Source organism: Stenotrophomonas sp. DR822 (assembly GCF_019793815.1).
Taxonomy (GTDB): Bacteria; Pseudomonadota; Gammaproteobacteria; order Xanthomonadales; family Xanthomonadaceae; genus Stenotrophomonas; species Stenotrophomonas indicatrix.
Window position 1 is genome coordinate 2048117 of the sequence record NZ_CP081826.1, and the last position, 17061, is coordinate 2065177.

A 17061-nucleotide genomic window follows, 5' to 3' on the forward strand; every position below is an offset into this window, starting at 1 on the left:
CAGGCGCACTTGCGCACGATGCGGAACTCAATCGCCGCCTCGGCCGATGCCCGCGTCAATCGGGCCCTGCAATCCACTTCTGCCATGAGGACCTACCCATGCGTCACCGCTACAGCATTTCCCAACCCAAGCTGCTGCCACTGGTCCATGGCCTGTTGGCCGCACTGGCTCTGGCCCCTTCAACGGCGGCGTTTGCAGGTGACCTGGACGGAACTTTCGCCTCCGTGCACCCGGGCGATGCCGTCGAGGAGTGGACGTTGAAGAACGACGCATTTCTGATCGTGCAGGACGCTGAGACGCAGACCATCAGCGCCGACACCTCCCGAATCGACGCCTTCCGCGCCACGATCAGCCGCAGCGGCATACATCAGCACGCCGTGGCACTTTACGGCACGGCCTTGTTTCAGTCCGAGGGAAGCACGCTCCGCGGCGGTGGCGTCCTCGTCAGCGGAGCCTCAATGGCGCACATGATCGGAAATCGTGTGCTGGTGACCGCTGAAGATGGTCTGTCACCCACTGAAGCACTCAGCATCGGCCTCTCGATGGGTGGCACGCCGGCCGGCGCGCCGCTGCCCGGTGCATCTGCCATCATCGACTCTACCTATATGCGCGTGGAAGACACCGCCGCCGGCAGCGACATTGCCAGTGGGCTGGGCGTGCGCATGCAGAATGGCAAGGTAAGCATCGTCAACGGATCGCGCATCGACGCGGACAACGTGGGCGTACTAATGATGGGCACGTTCCGCACGCCAGACACCCTGCAGTTGGTGGTTGATGGCTCTACGATCTCATCTGGCCGCGGCGCCGCGATCCGTGTGGCCGCCGCCGAAGCGGCCGACTTTGACATCACCGTGGCAAACGGTGCGCAGCTGATTGCGGGCAACGGCAATCTGCTGCAGGTCGATTCCCGCAGCGGCAGCGCCACACCCGGTGCCAGCCACGTAACGTTCAACGTGGATGATGCGCGGCTTGCGGGCAATGTCAGCTTCGACGCCGCCACGGTCGATGGCAGCCTGGACGTCAGCCTCCGCAACAAGGCCCAGATCGACGGTCGCTTCATCAATGTCACCAGTGCCAGCATCGACAGCGACAGCACCTGGCTGATGACCGGCGACAGCAATGTCGGCCACCTCGCGCTGGGCAACACCGGCACCGTGGCACTGGGCAATGCCAGTACGTTCAACACCCTTACCGTCGACAGCTTCGATGGCACGGGCGGCACCCTGCTGTTCAACACCCACCTGGGTGATGACAGCTCGCTCACCGACAAGCTGGTGATCGCCGGCGACGCCAATGGCCAGGCCAACGTGCGTGTGCTCAATGCCGGCGGTGCCGGTGCGAAGACCGACCGCGGCATCGAGCTGATCGACATCGGCGGTGCGTCCAACGCGCAGTTCGACCTGGTCGGCCGCGCGGTGGGCGGGCAGTACGAGTACTTCCTGGTGAAGGACGCCAACGGCAACTGGTACCTGCGCTCGCAGACCGGTGCCGGCCCGGACCCGTGCGTAGTCGATCCCACCCTGCCCGAGTGCACGCCGATCGATCCGGTGGACCCGGTGGATCCGCCGCCGCCGATCCTGCGCCCGGAAACCGGGGCCTACCTGGCCAACCAGTTCGCGCTGGACCAGCTGCTGCGCCATGGCTGGCGCGACCGCCAGGGTGGCAGCACCGCCGCCATCGACGGCGTGCGCGGCTGGGCCCGCGTGGATGCCACGCAGAGCAAGCTCGGTGCGGTGGATGACCAGCTGGACCTGCGCGTGGACCGCTCGCGCCTGCAGCTGGGTGCGGACATCGGCGTGTTCGACAATGGCCGTGGTCGCGTGGGTGTGATGGGCTCCGCTGCACGCAGCAGAGCCACCTCGCGTTCGGACGTGACTGGTTTCAGCGCGCGCGGCAAGGTGGAAGGTGGCGCACTGGGCGTGTATGGCAATTGGGCCAACGACGCCATGTACGTGGATGCCAGCGTGCAGCGCGGCCAGTTCCGCAATCGCGTGCAGGGTGAAGGCCTGGCCGAGGAGCGTTACGACTCGGACATCTGGCAGTCATCCGTGGAAGCCGGTTACCGCTTCGGCATCGGCCAGATCGGCACTACCGCGCTGAGCCTGCAGCCGGAACTGCAGCTGGTGTACACCGATGCAAAGACCGACGTGCATACCGAAACCAACGGCACCGTGGTGCGTGCAGCGGGCAACAGCGGCCTGTCCGGTCGTGCAGGCCTGCGCCTGCAGGGTGAAGGCCGCAGCGCCGCCGGTGCCTCGGTCAGCCCGTATCTGGCGGCCAACTGGTACCGCGATGGTGCTGGTAATGGCATCGCCTTCGACGACGAAGTGCTGAAGGCCGGCATCCCGCGCAACCGCTATGAACTGAGCGCGGGTGCGCGCGTGGAATTCCATTCCGGCTTCAGTGCCTGGGGCGGGTTCGGGGTGATGCGCGGTGACAGTGGCTACCGCGAAGCGACGGCGAACCTGAGCGTGGCCTACACGTGGTGATCTGCTTCCAGTAGCACCGCGCCATGCTCGGCTGCTTTTCGGTCCGACGCCCCTCACCGCAAGCAGCACCGGCACGGCGCCTCACGCCGCCCCGTGCCGTGCTGCTGTCCGGGGGCTGAACCTGCATCACCCCCGACCGTGGCTTTACAACAAGTTGCATGGGACTGGCCAAAGCGCATGACGAAAATGTAGCCATAAGAGACATCTGCTAGCGTCATTCCCACCAATTTCATATTTCATTCACATGCTCTCGACCTATACCAACGTCGATGTCGAGAAGCAGACCCGGAAGCGCGCAGTTGCACCAGCCTTTTCCATCTGACAGGACAGCCGCATGTGCTACGCCAATGACTCCCGCGCCAATCCGCGCCTTCCCCTCGCCCAGGCCGTGCTGCTGGCCATCACCGCATTCGCAGCAGGCTCTGTCGAGGCCGGCGACCTGGACAATCAGAATGCCACCGTCGTTGCCGGTGACCCGGCAGAAGCATGGACACTGGTCAATGGGTCGAACCTGATCGGGCAGAACGCACAGATGAACCAGATCGCCGCCAGCAGCGGCTCGACGGTGACCCTGGATGGCGGTCGCGTTAGCAGCACAGGCACAGGGGCAAACACGGTCTCGTTGTCGGGTGGTGCACGCTTCATCAGCAACGGCACTGACTTCTACGGCGGCAGCGTCTCGCTGGAAGGAGGCAACAGCCAAGCCCATTTGACCGGCGGAAAGATCACGGTACCCGCTGGGACTGCAGGTGGTCCCACGCCAACCGCAGGCGTCGATATCGTCTCGCGTGTTGGCGATCGCGCTGGGTATGCTTTGCTGGATGCCATGCAGGTGCATGTCGAGGCATCGAATGATCCCACCGTTCCCGCCTACAACACCGGCAATGGCGTTCGTGTCATGTATGGCAGCATGGACCTCGTCAACGGCTCGCAGATTTTCGGCGAGAACGCAGGCGCCTTTCTATGGGCCCACGATCCGGCCGGCGGCAGCGCCGATCTGGGTATCGACAACTCGACCGTCCAATCGGGAAAGGGCGCTGCCATCCATGTCATGCCGCTGACTGCCAGTGACTACAACATCCTTGTGGCCAACAACTCCACGCTGCTTGGCGGCGACGGCAATCTGTTGCTGGTATCCAGTCTCGCCGGGCCGATTTCCAGCCGCACCGATGTCCAGTTCACCGTTGACGATTCGCGCCTGGCCGGCAATGTGCACCTCGATCCGACCACGGCAACCAATGCCACGCTGGACGTCACCCTGCGCAACAGCGCGCAGATCGACGGCCGCTTCATCAACGTCACCAGCGCCAGCATTGATGGCGACAGCACCTGGCTGATGACCGGCGACAGCAATGTCGGCCACCTCGCGCTGGGCAGCACCGGCACCGTGGCACTGGGTAATGCCAGTACGTTCAATACCCTCACCGTCGACACCTTCGATGGCACGGGCGGCACCCTGCTGTTCAACACCCACTTGGGCGATGACAGCTCAGCGACCGACAAACTGATCATCAACGGTGATGCCAACGGCCAGGCCAATGTGCGCGTGCTCAATGCCGGCGGCGCCGGCGCCCAGACCGACCGCGGCATCGAGCTGATCGACATCGGTGGTGCGTCCAATGCGCAGTTCGACCTGGTCGGCCGCGCCGTGGGCGGGCAGTACGAGTACTTCCTGGTGAAGGACGCCAACGGCAACTGGTACCTGCGTTCGCAGACCGGCGCCGGCCCGGACCCGTGCGTGGTCGATCCCACCCTGCCCGAGTGCACGCCGATCGATCCGGTGGACCCGGTGGATCCGGTGGATCCGCCGCCGCCGATCCTGCGCCCGGAAACCGGGGCCTACCTGGCCAACCAGTTCGCGCTGGACCAGCTGCTGCGCCATGGCTGGCGCGACCGCCAGGGTGGCAGCACCGCCGCCATCGACGGCGTGCGCGGCTGGGCCCGTGTTGACGCCACGCAGAGCAAGCTGGGTGCGGTGGATGACCAGCTGGACCTGCGCGTGGACCGCTCGCGCCTGCAGCTGGGTGCGGACGTTGGGGTGTTCGATGACGGCCGTGGCCGCGTGGGTGTGATGGGCACCGTTGCGCAGTCCAGCGCCACCTCGCGTTCGGACGTGACTGGTTTCAGCGCACGCGGCAAGGTGGAAGGCGGCGCACTGGGCGTGTATGGCAATTGGGCCAACGACGCCATGTACGTGGATGCCAGCGTGCAGCGCGGCCAGTTCCGCAACCGCGTGCAGGGTGAAGGCCTGGCCGAGGAGCGTTACGACTCGGACATCTGGCAGTCGTCGCTGGAAGCCGGCTATCGCTTCAACATCGGCCAGATCGGCGCCACCGCGCTTAGCCTGCAGCCGGAACTGCAGCTGGTGTACACCGATGCGAAGACCGACGTGCATACCGAAACCAACGGCACCGTGGTGCGTGCAGCGGGCAACAGCGGCCTGTCCGGTCGTGCTGGCCTGCGCCTGCAGGGTGAAGGCCACTCGGCGGTGGGTGCCTCGGTCAGCCCGTATCTGGCGGCCAACTGGTACCGCGATGGCGCCGGCAATGGCATCGCCTTCGACGACGAAGTGTTGAAGGCCGGCATCCCGCGCAACCGCTATGAACTGAGCGCGGGTGCGCGCGTGGACTTCCGTTCCGGCTTCAGTGCCTGGGGCGGGTTCGGGGTGATGCGCGGTGACAGCGGGTATCGCGAAGCGACGGCGAATCTGAGCGTCGCCTACACGTGGTGATGTAAACACGAACGGCGCCGGAGAGATCCGGCGCCGTTCTGCTTTCTGCTTTCTGTAGCGCCGAGCGTGCGCTCGGCGCTACAACAAATGTCGCAATTGGCACGCGCGGGCGTGCTCGACTTCGCCCAGCGCATGCGATACGCGTCTGCAACGTTTTCGAAATTGAAACTTTTCTGATTGGTACAGCAGCGCTTGCGTGCACATCATGGCGCGCCACCGACAACGGGTGGCACGGGCTTGCAATCCCGTTTGGCAAAGGCGTTGTTTACGCTTGCCTGTCGGCGTCGCTCTTTCCTTGTTGGGCGGCGTCGGCAGGCAATCCGTCCGTGCCCTATGGCGGGCGGTGCGTGGGGGTCTCGTACCCGCCGGCGTTTCGCGCTTTTGCCACCGGTATTGCAACCACGCACCGTCCGCCGCCCTCGCCCAGCGCGAGGGCGGCCCCTTGCTCCGCACTCAAGGACGCCGCCATGACTTCTTCGCTCTATCCCTATCTGTTCGCCACACTGGGCGACGCCGTCGAACGCTTGCCGGACGATCTGGCCAAAGCACTGGAAACCACGTTGGGCAGCACGATGCGCGCCCACGCCGACGAAGGCATCACGCTGCTCAGCTGTCTGCAGCGCATCCGCCACGTGGACGCCGCCGACGGCCAGCCGTGGCCGGACAAAGGACGCAAGCAGTGCTTTGGTTTCGCGATGGCACGCATTGATCGCGCGAATGCCGGGCTCACCTTGCTGCTGGAACTGCTGCACGCCATCGAGCGCGTACGCGTGGACGGCGATGCCGACCAGCAGGTGGGCGATGATGTGCGCGAAGGGTTGCTGCTGGCCTGCCGTGGGCTGGCCGAGTATGTGGATGTGCAGTTGCGGGTGGCGTAAGCAGGGCTGCTGCACGCGCCGGCCCTGCCCTTGGTAGGTGCCAACCTTGGTTGGCACCTACCAGAGCAACACGGTAGCGCCGGGCCATGCCCGGCGTTCTCATGTGTCAGGCGAAATGCTCGTATCCGCTCGGGCCGTCGTGCCCTTCGGTGTGCACGCCCTGCCCTTCCATGATGCGGCCGATGCGGGTGATCGGCACGTCCAGCGATTCGGCCACGTAGTGCAGCGCGTCGCGCTGGTCGGCGGCGGCGGTGAAGCACAGTTCGTAGTCGTCGCCACCGTGCAGCGCGCAGTCACGGGCGCCATCGCGGCCGAGCAGTTCGCGCAGTGCCGACGACATCGGCAATGCATCGGCATCGACTTCGGCGCGCACACCGCTGCGTGCAGCGATGTGGCCCAGGTCGGCCAGCAGGCCGTCGGAGATGTCCACGGCGGCATGCGCGAATGCACGCAGGCGCAGGCCCAGGGTGACGCGCGGGGTGGGACGCAGCAGGCGCAAGCGCAGGGTTTCGTAGTCGGCCAGCAGGGTAGCGGCAGTAACGTTCAATGCGCCCTGCTGCCACAGGCGCAGCGCACCGGCAGCATCGCCGAGGGTGCCGCTGACCCAGATGTCATCGCCAATCTGTGCGCGATCACGACGCAGCGCCTGGCCGCGTGACACCTGCCCCATCGCGGTAACCGACAGCGACAGCGGGCCACGCGTGGTGTCACCGCCGATCAGGGCGATGTCGTGCTGGTCGGCCAGGGCGAAAAAGCCATCGGCGAAGGCATCGATCCAGTCTTCGCTGGCCTCGGGCAGCGACAGCGCCAGCGTGCACCAGGCCGGGCGCGCGCCCATCGCCGCCAGGTCGGACAGGTTGACGGCCAGCGTCTTCCAGCCGATGTCGAACGCCGGGGTCTCGGCCGGGAAATGCACGCCGCTGTTGAGCGTGTCGGCGGTGACCACCAGTTGCTCGTTCGGGCGCGGCTGCAGCAGCGCGGCGTCATCGCCGATGCCGAGCACGATGTCGTCGCGCTCGACGGTGCGGGCGCGGATGCGGTCGATGAGGGCGAATTCGGCCAGGGACATGGGGCGCTCCCGCGTTTGTACGTGCCGCGCCGTGCGCGGTGGGCGGTAGTGCCGGCCGCAGGCCGGCAACCTCAGAATCCCTGCAGTTGCCGGCCAGCGGCCGGCATTCCCACAGGTGGGTCAGTGACCCGATTCGACCTTGCGCCATTCCACGGCGGCACGATCCAGCACGCCGTTGACGTAGGTGTGGCCATGTTCGGAACCGAAACGCTTGGCCGATTCGATGGCTTCGTTGATCACCACGCGGTACGGCACGTCCAGGCGGTAACGCAGTTCGTAACCGGCAAGGCGCAGCACGGCGCGTTCGATCGCGTCCACTTCGTCGATGCCACGGTCCAGGTACGGGCCGAAGGCTTCGTCGATGTCGCGACGGTTGTCGAGCACGCCATGTACCAGCGCTTCGAAGTACGCCAGGTCGGCGATTTCGCGGGCCTGTTCGTGGGCGAACTGGGCGATCAGCGACTGTGCGTTGCCGCCGGAGATCTGCCAGGCATAGATGGCCTGCACGGCACGACGGCGCGCGCGCGAGCGCAGCACCGGATCGATGCCATCGCGGCGGACGGGTTTACCGGAGGGCTTGCCCTGGGTGTTCTTGTTCATGGCAGCTGCTCCAGAAGGTTGACCATTTCCAATGCGGCGAGTGCGACTTCCTCGCCCTTGTTGCCGTGGCTGCCGCCTGCGCGGGCCTCGGCATCTTCCACGCGCTCCACGGCCAGCACGCCGTTCAGCACCGGCACGCCGAAGTCCAGCTGCACGCGCATCAGGCCTTCGGCACAGCGGTCGGCCACGTGTTCGTAGTGGCGGGTGTCGCCACGGATCACGCAACCCAGGGTGAGGATGGCGGCGTGTTCATGGGCGGCGGCCAGGCGCGCGGCGACCAGCGGCAGCTCCCAGGCACCCGGCACGCGGATCACGTCGATGTTGGCTTCGGCAATGCCGTTGCCGGCCAGGCTCTGGCGGGCGCCAGCGACCAGCACATCGGTGATGCGGGCGTTCCAGCGGCTGGCCAGGATGGCGAAGCGCGCCGATTCGGGAGTGCGAAGATCGCCTTCGTAGTGGCTCATATGCGGCTTGGGATTCGATTAAGGGGTAATTCTACCGTGGATGGGCCCCGGCCGTGGCTGGCGGGGGCCCGGGAGACCCGCCGGGCATGGCCCGGCGCTACCGGATTACGGGGCGCCGGGGTAGCGCCGGGCCATGCCCGGCGAGCGCAGCGGGCGGGTTACGGGGTAACCGTCTCCACCACTTCCAGGCCATAGCCGGCCAGGCCGACCTGGCGGCGGGGCGTGCCCAGCACGCGCAGCTTGCCCAGGCCCAGGTCGGACAGGATCTGCGCACCAGCACCGTTGCGGCGCCACTGGCCCACATCCTTGTCCTTGCCCGGCACCACCGGCGCCGGCTGCTGGCGCAGGCGGGCCAACAGCGCTTCGCCGTCGCGCGGGGCCGACAGCACCACCATCACGCCACTGCCTTCTGCGGCGATCGCGCGCAGGGCATCGGTGGCCGCCACGCCGAAGTCATCGCGGCGCCAGTGCAGCAGGTCGGCCAGCGGGTTTTCCACCTGCACGCGCACCAGGGTGGGCGTGTCCGCATCCGGAGTGCCGCGGACCAGGGCGAAATGCAGGTCGTGGGCGATGCGGTCGCGGTAGGTGACCAGCTTGAACGGACCGAACTCGGTGTCGATATCACGCTCGTCCACGCGCTCGACGGTCTTTTCGGTGGCCAGGCGGTAGGCGATCAGGTCGGCGATGGAGCCCATCTTCAGGCCGTGCTCGCGGGCGAACACTTCCAGCTCCGGGCGGCGCGCCATGCTGCCGTCCGGGTTGAGGATCTCCACCAGCACGCCGGCCGGTTCCAGCCCGGCCAGCATGGCCAGGTCGACGCCGGCTTCGGTGTGGCCGGCGCGGGTCAGCACGCCACCGGGCTGGGCGATCAGCGGGAAGATGTGGCCCGGCTGGTGCAGGTCCGACGGCTTGGCATTGGGCTTGACCGCAGTGCGGATGGTGTGCGCGCGGTCGTGCGCCGAGATGCCGGTGGTCACGCCCTCGGCCGCTTCGATGCTGACGGTGAAGTTGGTCTGGAACTGCGCGGTATTGGCCTGCACCATCGGCGCCAGGCCGAGGTCGGCGGCACGGGTGCGGGTGAGCGGCAGGCACACCAGGCCGCGGCCATGGGTGACCATGAAGTTGATGTCGCTGGCCTTGACCAGCTCGGCGGCCATGATCAGGTCGCCTTCGTTCTCGCGGTCTTCGTCATCGACGATGACCACCATGCGGCCGAGGCGGATGTCTTCCAGGATGTCGGGAATGGGGGCGAAGTTCATGGGGTATCTCCCTGTGGGTGCTGACCGTTGGTCGGCACTCCGATCAATCGCTCGACATAACGAGCGACCAGGTCGATTTCCAGGTTCACCGCGCTGCCCACGCCGGTGGCGGAGAACGCGGTATTGGCCACAGTGTGCGGGATCAGCGCCACTTCAAAGCCTTCCTCGTCCACTTCGTTGACGGTGAGGCTGACGCCGTCCACGCAGATCGAGCCCTTCTTGGCGATGTAGCGGCGCAGGGCGGCCGGCGCGGCGAAACGCCAGCGCTGGGCACGCGCATCTTCATGGATGGACAGGACCTGGCCGAGGCCGTCGACGTGGCCGCTGACCAGATGGCCGCCGAGGCGGTCGGTCGGGCGCATGGCACGCTCGAGGTTGATGACCGCACCTTCGGCCAGTTGGCCCAGCGTGGTCAGGCCCAGGGTCTCGGTGGACGCATCGGCCTGGAAGCTGGCGGCGTCGAATGCGATGACGGTGAGGCAGACGCCGTTGATGGCGATGCTCTCGCCCATCTGCACATTGTCGAACGGCAGATTCCCGACATTGAAAGTGAAGCGGACATCGCCGCCGATGGATTCGCGTGCGGCCAGACGGCCGACGCCTTCGATGATTCCAGTAAACAAGTAACGTTCTCCGCGAAAAGTGAGCGAAAAACGCCGCAAGGCAAACAGGCGGGCGCAGGGCCGCAAAGGCCCTGTGGCACCGTCTTCTTTCATCCGGACTATGACCGTCGGCTCCGGTATTGGACCGGATCTGCTGACCCCCGACGGCAAGGCCGGGGCGCTCGCGGGCTCGTGCTTGCGCACCTACCGCCGGTGGGGAATTGCACCCCGCCCTGAAGACGTTTGTGTACCGGCGAACCGGCCTGCCAAGTGTAACAGCCCGGGCTGAACGGGGCCGGATGCCCCGGGGGCGGATCCCTTTCCGCAGGAAAGGGCTCTGACCCCACCCGGGCGCGTCCGAGCCTGTGACGGCCGTCGCTCGCATTTCGTAAAACTTTCATTAAAATCGGCGGTCGGACGACATGAGGTCGCCACGGACTGCCGCACAGGTGGGCCGCCAATGGACTGAAATTCACAGGAATTCCCATGCGCAAGATCCTGATCGTGGCCGCCCTGCTGGCCGCTGCCCCGTTCTCGGCCTCCGCCGACGCCCTGAGCTACACCTACGTCGAAGGCGGCTGGACCCAGGTCAAGACCGACGACGACGTGTTCAACGATCCGAAGGTTGATGGTGGCTACGTGCGCGGTTCGATCGCGCTGGCCGAGCAGGTGCACGTGTTCGGCGGCTGGAACTACGCCAGCAAGTCGTACGACTACGACTACGGCTCGATGAAGCTCAAGCTGAACCAGCCGGAGCTGGGCATCGGTTACCACATGCCCTTCAGCGACCGAGTGGACTACACCGCCGACATCGCCTGGGTCCGCCAGCAGGCTGAAATCACCGTCAAGGACGTGGACTACGGCCGCTTCAGCGTGAAGGACCACACCAACCTGGTGCGCGCCACCATGGGCCTGCGTGGCAAGCCTTCGCGCATGACCGAAGCCTGGATCAAGGCCGGTTACATGGACGGCGGCAACGAATTCAAGGGCACCTGGGTCGGCACCGTCGGCGGCCAGATCAACTTCACCCGGACCTGGGGCCTGGTGGGCGAGATCTCCGGCTACCGCGACGTCACCCAGTACTCGGCCGGCGTGCGCGCCAGCTTCTGATTGCCCGATCCTCGTCGTGCGATCGAACGGGCTCCGCAAGGGGCCCGTTTTTTGTTGGCCGTCGCGCGCAATACGCTTGGCTGCGGCACGCCATCGAATGCAATGACAATTGCGCTAGGCTTGCCGCCCTCTGGAACAGGAACACCGTCATGAAGACCCCGATCCGCGGCCTGCTGGCCACCGCACTGCTGTGTGCCCCGATGTTCGCTGCGGCCGCCCCGGCGCAGCTGACGCCCGAACAGACCTTCGATCTGTACGCACGCGCATTGCTGGAAGACGATGCCGCCGCCACGCGCACGCTCAACGATGCATTGAAGCCGGCCTTCGACGGCCAGGACTCGGTAACGCCGGTGCCGGGCATGATGGCCCAGGCGCTGGCCGAGCCGTGGCAGACGGTGCTGGCCGTGGCTGGAGTGAAGGGCGATCCGGCAGCGGCGGAGGCGATGTACGCCAAGGCGCTGAAGGCCTCGCAGTGCCGTGCCACGCGCAGCACGGTGGAAGACAACGAATTCGTGGACGACCAGAAGATCGCCAAGGTCGATTTCAGCTGCCAGCTGGCCGACCTGGGCAGCGCACAGCCGTTGTTCCTGGCCAGCCTGACGGGTGAGGACAAGGCTCCGCGCGCGCGCTTCACCGAGGCCTATACCCAGGCCCTGCAGAGTGGCCCGCGCAAGGCCGTGACCGGCACCCTCACCCTGTACACCGCCAAGGACAAGGGCTACTGGTACAGCAGCAACTTCGACGATCTGGTGAGCCCGGTGCTGGATGCGCTGGCGCCGTTCGATGGCTGGATGCAGGAGGTTGAAGCAGCCAAGGCACCGAAGGTGACCGGCGTGCCGGCCTGCGATCTGCTGCTGCAGCAGCACCGCAGCTGCGTGGCGAAGATCGCACCGGACCAGATCAGCGGTGTGGATGCGATGACCGAAGAGTTGAAGGCCAAGACGCAGGTGATGTCGGCCGAGGAAATGACGCAGGAGTGCAAGGCACTGCGTCCGATGGCCGAGATGATGTGGACCGATGCGTGCGCGTGAGTTCACCGCGCTGAAGCGACTGGGGCTGGCTGCATTGCTGGCCCCGGTTGCGGCACTGGCGGCACCACCTGCGCCGTCGCCCGGACACGCGTTCGAGCTGTACGCACAGGTGATCGTACACGGCGATGCCGCCGCCCAGGCCGAGCTGGGCCGCTATCTGGGTACAGCCAAGGGCCCGGCGATCGCGGCGGCGCTGGCGAGCGTAAGCCACCTGGAGCAGGCGCCTGAAATGGCCGATTGGCCGCAGGCCGCCGCCGCCCTGCGCAGGCGCCAGGCATCGGTGCGATGCAGTGTCGGCAGCGTGCATCATCCGCAGGCAGACATCGCCGATGTTGACTACCGTTGCCACCTGCCGGACCTGACGGCCCTGCTGCCCGTCTATCGGCAGCACCCGGTGCCATTCAACGGACCACATCCCCCACAGATGGCGAGCGAACTGGCGAGCGCGTATACGCAGATGATCGCGACGGCACCGGACCGGGAGAGGATCATCACCGTGTCCTTCGAGCGCGATCATGACGGCGGCGCTTGGCGCGTACAGAACCCCTCGCCACTGATGGGCGAACTGGCCGATGCGTTCCTGCCGTTCTTCGAGTGGAACGAGCACCCGCCTGGCGAGGATCGTTGAACTGAAAAAGGGGGCGGAGGGGATTACGGCGTTTTTGCCACAAACGACGTAATCCCCTCCGTCCCCTTCTTCATGGCCGCAGCAGCAACCGCAGATCCTCACCCACCTGGCGCTGGTCGACCACGCGCAGGCGGCGCTGTTGGTCCATCACGTCGATGCCGAGGTCGGCCAGCAACGGGCGGCCGCTGTCGCCCAGCAGTGTTGGCGCCTGGTACATCAGCAACTCGTCCACCCAGCCACCACGCACCAGCGCGCCGGCCAGCGTTGCACCGGCTTCGGTGTGCACCTCGTTGATGCCGCGCTCGGCCAGCAGTGCCAGTACCGCGCCCAGATCAAGGCGACCGTGGCGGACGGCTACGCTGGCAAAGGCCGCGTCGGCGGCGTCGGGCGGACTGATCATTGCATCGTGCAGGTACAGCGTGGGCGCCCCACCCTCGCGCACACGGCTGCATTCCAGCGAGCGCAGGCGGGAATCGAGGACGACGCGCAGTGGCGGCATGACTTCAGTGTCGGCCAGGCGCACGGTCAGCATCGGGTCGTCGGCGATGACGGTGTCGGCGCCGGTGAGGATCGCGCCAGCGCGCGCGCGCCAGTGCTGCACATCCTCGCGAGCGGCGGGGCCGGTGATCCACTTCGAGCTGCCGTCGGCCATCGCGGTACGACCATCGAGGCTGGCGGCCAGCTTCACCCGCAGCCACGGACGACCGCGCTCCACGCGCGACAGGAAGCCCTTGTTGAGTTCGCGCGCCTGCGCCGCCATCAAGCCCTCGGCAACCTCGATGCCGGCGTCGCGCAGCAGATCGAAACCACCGCCATCGACTTTCGGGAACGGGTCGCGCATGGCCGCGACCACGCGCGACACGCCGGCCTCGATCAGCGCCAGTGCGCACGGCGGCGTGCGTCCGTAATGCGCGCAGGGTTCCAGGGTGACGTAAGCGGTGGCACCACGCGCGTCGCTGCCGGCTTCGCGCAGGGCGAACACTTCGGCATGCGGGCCGCCAGCACGCTGGTGCCAGCCCTGCCCGACCACGCGCTCGCCATGGGCGATCACACAGCCGACCATCGGATTGGGACGGGTGGTATAGGCACCGCGTTCGGCAAGCCGCAGTGCGGCAGCCATGTGCAGGTGGTCAAGGACGGTGAACGATAGGCTCATGCCGCCATGGTACCGCCGTCAGCACGATGCCAGCCAAGACCCAGTAGATCCACGCCATGCGTGGATGGGCAGCACGGCGCCAACCAAGACCCAGTAGATCCACGCCATGCGTGGATGGGCGGTACGGCGCCAACCAAGGTTGGCAGCTACCGATGCAAAGGCCGTCAGCCCTTCTTTTTCTTGGTCAGGGCAATCACATCGCCCAGCAGTTGCAGCTGCTCGGTGCTGGAAGGCAGGTCGCGTTCGAGCTTCTCGATTTCCTCGCGGAAATCGGCGACATCCTCAAAGCTGCGATAGACCGAGGCGAAACGCACATAACCGACATGGTCAAGCTTGCGCAGTTCGTTCATCACGAACTCGCCCACTTTGATCGACGGCACTTCGCGTTCGCCGCTGATGCGCAGCTGGTGCACCACTGCGCGCACCGCCGCCTCGATCTTCTCTTCCGGCACCGCACGCTTCTGCAGCGCGCGGTCAAAGCCGGCGCGGACCTTGCGGGCATCGAAGGCTTCGCGGGTGCCATCGCTCTTGACGATGGCCGGCAGCTTCAGTTCAACGGTTTCCAGCGTACTGAAGCGTTCGTTGCACGCCTCGCACTCACGCCGACGGCGAATCGTCGCGCCGTCTTCGGAGACGCGCGAGTCGATGACCCGTGTATCGGCATGTTGGCAGAAGGGGCAGTGCATTGAACGCCTGGCTCAGGGAAATACCTGCTGCCACGGTCGTGGTAGCGTCGCAAAGGTACCTGAGAAGGGGTTTTGCAGCAAATGCAGGCAGCGATCAGCCTTGTCCGGCAAGGCCCGGAGCGCGACGCAACCACACCAGATGCGCAGTCGGCACCAGCAGCGGCACGCCCAGTACCAGATACCCCAGCACCTGCCAGGGGCTGCCGGCAAACAAGCTGAAAAGCACCACGCCGATCACCGCCAGCGCCGCCATCGCGCCCAGCGCCAAGCCGATCCAGGGAATACGGGCAGTGTGCCGCAGGCCATCTCGCCCCCGCCGCAGGTAGCGGATGCTGAGCCACAACCAGGCCAGCAAGCCGATCACCCCCGCCAGCGCCCACAGCAACAACACCGCGCCTTCGTCGCCGCGCATCAGGCCGTGGCGGGTCAGGAAGGTATAGATGCCGAAGGCGGCGACGCCACCACCGGCCACCAGTGCAGGCAACCCCAGCAGCAGGCATTGGGCGATGTACAGGCGTTTGTGCAGGCGCTCATCCATGCGTTCGAATCTCCTTGCAGGTCGCTCGCTTCAAGCGCGCGGTCGCAGCCACAACAGCATGCCAGCCGGGACCAGCAGCGAAGGTCCCATCAGCAGCAGACCGAAGCCTTCGCTGCCATGGGTGATGCCCAGCCACAGCCCTATACCCAACAGCGGCAGCGCAGCCAGCATGCCAAGCAGCAGCGCGCCCCACTGCACCCGGCTGCGGGTGCGTAGTGCGCTGCGTCCTCCGAACAAGTATCCACAGCTGAGATCAAGCCAGGAGAGGCAACCGGCGAGTCCGGCCAGGCCCCACAGCAGCATCAATGCCTGCCCGGGCAGGTTGACGGTGCCGTCGGCAAGTGAAAGCACGCTTCCGGCCATGGCCAGTACCGCCATCGCCCCACCCAACAGCACGCTGGGTGCGCCCAATGGCACAGCCAAGGCTGCATAGAGATACCTGAGGCGGCGCTCATCCATGCGCGGGTACTCCGGTGCCCAGGTCAGAACCCTTCCCGCAGGGAAGGGCTCCGACCCCAGTGCCCGATCAACCGTAGACCGGGTACTTGCGGCACTGCGCGCTGACCGCATCACGCACGCGGGCGATCACGGCCTCATCGGCCGGGGCGTCGAGCACGTCGGCGATCCAGTTGGCCAGGTCCACGCAGTCCTGTTCCAGGTAACCGCGGGTGGTCACCGCCGGGGTGCCCAGGCGCAGGCCCGAGGTCACGAACGGCGAACGCGGGTCGTTCGGCACCGAGTTCTTGTTGACGGTGATATGGGCCTTGCCCAGTGCGGCTTCCGCGTCCTTGCCGGACACGTCCTTGCCGATCATGTCGACCAGCATCAGGTGGTTCTGGGTGCCACCGGAGACGATCTTGTAGCCGCGCGCGATGAGCGTGTTGGCCATCGCCTGCGCGTTCTTCACCACCTGCTGCTGGTAGGTCTTGAAACCCGGCTCCAGCGCTTCCTTGAAGGCCACGGCCTTGCCGGCGATGACGTGCATCAGCGGACCGCCCTGGATGCCCGGAAACACGATCGACTGCAGCTTCTTGACCAGGTCTTCGTCGGCGCCCTTGGCGATGATGATGCCGCCGCGCGGGCCGCGCAGGGTCTTGTGGGTGGTCGAGGTGACCACGTGCGCATGTTCCAGCGGGCTCGGGTAGACGCCAGCAGCAACCAGGCCGGCGACGTGGGCCATGTCGACGAACAGGTAGGCACCGACCTTGTCGGCGATGGCGCGGAAGCGCGCCCAGTCGATCACCTGCGAGTAGGCCGAGAAGCCGGCCACGACCATCTTCGGCTTGTGCTCCAGGGCCAGGCGCTCGACTTCGTCGTAATCGATCAGGCCCTGGTCGTTGACGCCGTACTGCACAGCGTTGAACAGCTTGCCCGAGGCGTTGACCTTGGCACCGTGGGTGAGGTGGCCGCCGTGGGCCAGGCTCATGCCGAGGATGGTGTCGCCCGGCTGCAGCAGCGCGAAGTACACGGCCTGGTTGGCCTGCGAACCGCTGTGCGGCTGCACGTTGGCGTAGTCGGCATCGAACAGCTGCTTGAGGCGGTCGATCGCCAGCTGTTCGGCGATGTCCACGTATTCGCAGCCACCGTAGTAGCGCTTGCCCGGGTAGCCTTCGGCGTACTTGTTGGTCAGCTGGCTGCCCTGGGCTTCCATCACCGCCGGGCTGGTGTAGTTCTCGCTGGCGATCAGCTCGACGTGGTCTTCCTGGCGCTGGGTTTCGGCGGCGATGGCCTTGGCCAGTTCGGGATCGTAGGTTTCGATGCGGACGTCACGCGGGAACATCGGTTACTCCAGGCAGGGAGGGAACAGCGGGGCCTGCGAT

16 protein-coding genes and 1 riboswitch are annotated in these 17061 nt (G+C 66.3%); of the genes, 6 read left to right on the forward strand and 10 right to left on the reverse strand.

Translation table 11 applies throughout. The annotated features are described in order from the left end of the window. The first annotated feature begins 98 nt into the window (after positions 1–98). The 3 genes from K5K93_RS09550 to K5K93_RS09560 all read left to right on the forward strand — a co-directional run bounded on the left by K5K93_RS09550 (position 99) and on the right by K5K93_RS09560 (position 6098). Complete coding sequence (locus tag K5K93_RS09550; RefSeq protein ID WP_222390734.1) at positions 99–2489, forward strand: autotransporter outer membrane beta-barrel domain-containing protein; 2391 nt, start codon at positions 99–101, stop codon at positions 2487–2489. Between the two features lie 334 nt (positions 2490–2823). Continuing rightward, entirely contained in the window at positions 2824–5220 is a 2397-nt protein-coding gene (locus K5K93_RS09555; RefSeq protein WP_222390736.1) for an autotransporter outer membrane beta-barrel domain-containing protein, read from the forward strand. Positions 5221–5687: 467 nt separating this feature from the next. After that, on the forward strand, positions 5688–6098 hold the full coding sequence (locus tag K5K93_RS09560; protein ID WP_222390740.1) for a hypothetical protein: 411 nt from the start codon (positions 5688–5690) through the stop codon (positions 6096–6098). Positions 6099–6204: 106 nt separating this feature from the next. Here the strand turns inward: K5K93_RS09560 and thiL are convergent, their stop codons facing one another. The 5 genes from thiL to K5K93_RS09585 form a co-directional block, all read right to left on the reverse strand. Next, complete coding sequence (thiL, locus tag K5K93_RS09565; protein WP_051562411.1) at positions 6205–7167, reverse strand: thiamine-phosphate kinase; 963 nt, start codon at positions 7165–7167, stop codon at positions 6205–6207. A gap of 120 nt (positions 7168–7287) precedes the next feature. Further along, positions 7288–7767, reverse strand: coding sequence for a transcription antitermination factor NusB (nusB, locus tag K5K93_RS09570; RefSeq protein ID WP_093818893.1), 480 nt, complete (start codon positions 7765–7767; stop codon positions 7288–7290). Further along, positions 7764–8231, reverse strand: coding sequence for a 6,7-dimethyl-8-ribityllumazine synthase (ribH, locus tag K5K93_RS09575; RefSeq protein ID WP_025876639.1), 468 nt, complete (start codon positions 8229–8231; stop codon positions 7764–7766). Before ribH ends, nusB begins: the two co-directional genes overlap by 4 nt. Before the next feature lie 158 nt (positions 8232–8389). Beyond that, positions 8390–9490, reverse strand: a complete 1101-nt coding sequence (gene ribB / locus K5K93_RS09580) for a 3,4-dihydroxy-2-butanone-4-phosphate synthase (protein ID WP_025876641.1) — start codon at positions 9488–9490, stop codon at positions 8390–8392. Continuing rightward, positions 9487–10113: a riboflavin synthase gene (locus tag K5K93_RS09585; protein WP_222390744.1), complete on the reverse strand. Its 627-nt coding sequence runs from the start codon at positions 10111–10113 to the stop codon at positions 9487–9489. The genes ribB and K5K93_RS09585 overlap by 4 nt, the downstream gene beginning before the upstream one ends. Positions 10114–10190: 77 nt before the next feature. Continuing rightward, a riboswitch (FMN riboswitch) is annotated at positions 10191–10337 on the reverse strand. Positions 10338–10578: 241 nt separating this feature from the next. Between K5K93_RS09585 and K5K93_RS09590 the strand changes: the two genes are divergently transcribed. From K5K93_RS09590 to K5K93_RS09600, 3 genes are all read left to right on the forward strand, one after another. Further along, positions 10579–11202, forward strand: a complete 624-nt coding sequence (locus K5K93_RS09590; protein WP_105163442.1) for an outer membrane beta-barrel protein — start codon at positions 10579–10581, stop codon at positions 11200–11202. Between the two features lie 149 nt (positions 11203–11351). Beyond that, complete coding sequence (locus tag K5K93_RS09595; RefSeq protein ID WP_222390747.1) at positions 11352–12233, forward strand: hypothetical protein; 882 nt, start codon at positions 11352–11354, stop codon at positions 12231–12233. Beyond that, positions 12220–12861 carry a hypothetical protein gene (locus tag K5K93_RS09600; protein ID WP_222390751.1) on the forward strand — a complete coding sequence of 214 codons (642 nt, stop codon included), beginning with the start codon at positions 12220–12222 and terminating at the stop codon, positions 12859–12861. Before K5K93_RS09595 ends, K5K93_RS09600 begins: the two co-directional genes overlap by 14 nt. Positions 12862–12931: 70 nt before the next feature. Here K5K93_RS09600 and ribD read toward each other — a convergent pair whose 3' ends face one another. From ribD to glyA, 5 genes are all read right to left on the reverse strand, one after another. Continuing rightward, positions 12932–14017 carry a bifunctional diaminohydroxyphosphoribosylaminopyrimidine deaminase/5-amino-6-(5-phosphoribosylamino)uracil reductase RibD gene (ribD, locus tag K5K93_RS09605; protein WP_222390754.1) on the reverse strand — a complete coding sequence of 362 codons (1086 nt, stop codon included), beginning with the start codon at positions 14015–14017 and terminating at the stop codon, positions 12932–12934. 164 nt (positions 14018–14181) lie between these two features. Next, on the reverse strand, positions 14182–14703 hold the full coding sequence (gene nrdR / locus K5K93_RS09610; protein WP_025876654.1) for a transcriptional regulator NrdR: 522 nt from the start codon (positions 14701–14703) through the stop codon (positions 14182–14184). A 94-nt stretch (positions 14704–14797) separates the two neighbouring features. Beyond that, positions 14798–15241: a hypothetical protein gene (locus tag K5K93_RS09615; protein WP_222390756.1), complete on the reverse strand. Its 444-nt coding sequence runs from the start codon at positions 15239–15241 to the stop codon at positions 14798–14800. A 30-nt stretch (positions 15242–15271) separates the two neighbouring features. Further along, a complete protein-coding gene (locus K5K93_RS09620) occupies positions 15272–15700 on the reverse strand; it encodes a hypothetical protein (protein WP_222390758.1) in 429 nt (142 codons plus the stop codon). 67 nt (positions 15701–15767) lie between these two features. Continuing rightward, positions 15768–17021, reverse strand: a complete 1254-nt coding sequence (glyA, locus tag K5K93_RS09625) for a serine hydroxymethyltransferase (protein WP_222390760.1) — start codon at positions 17019–17021, stop codon at positions 15768–15770. Positions 17022–17061 lie beyond the last annotated feature (40 nt).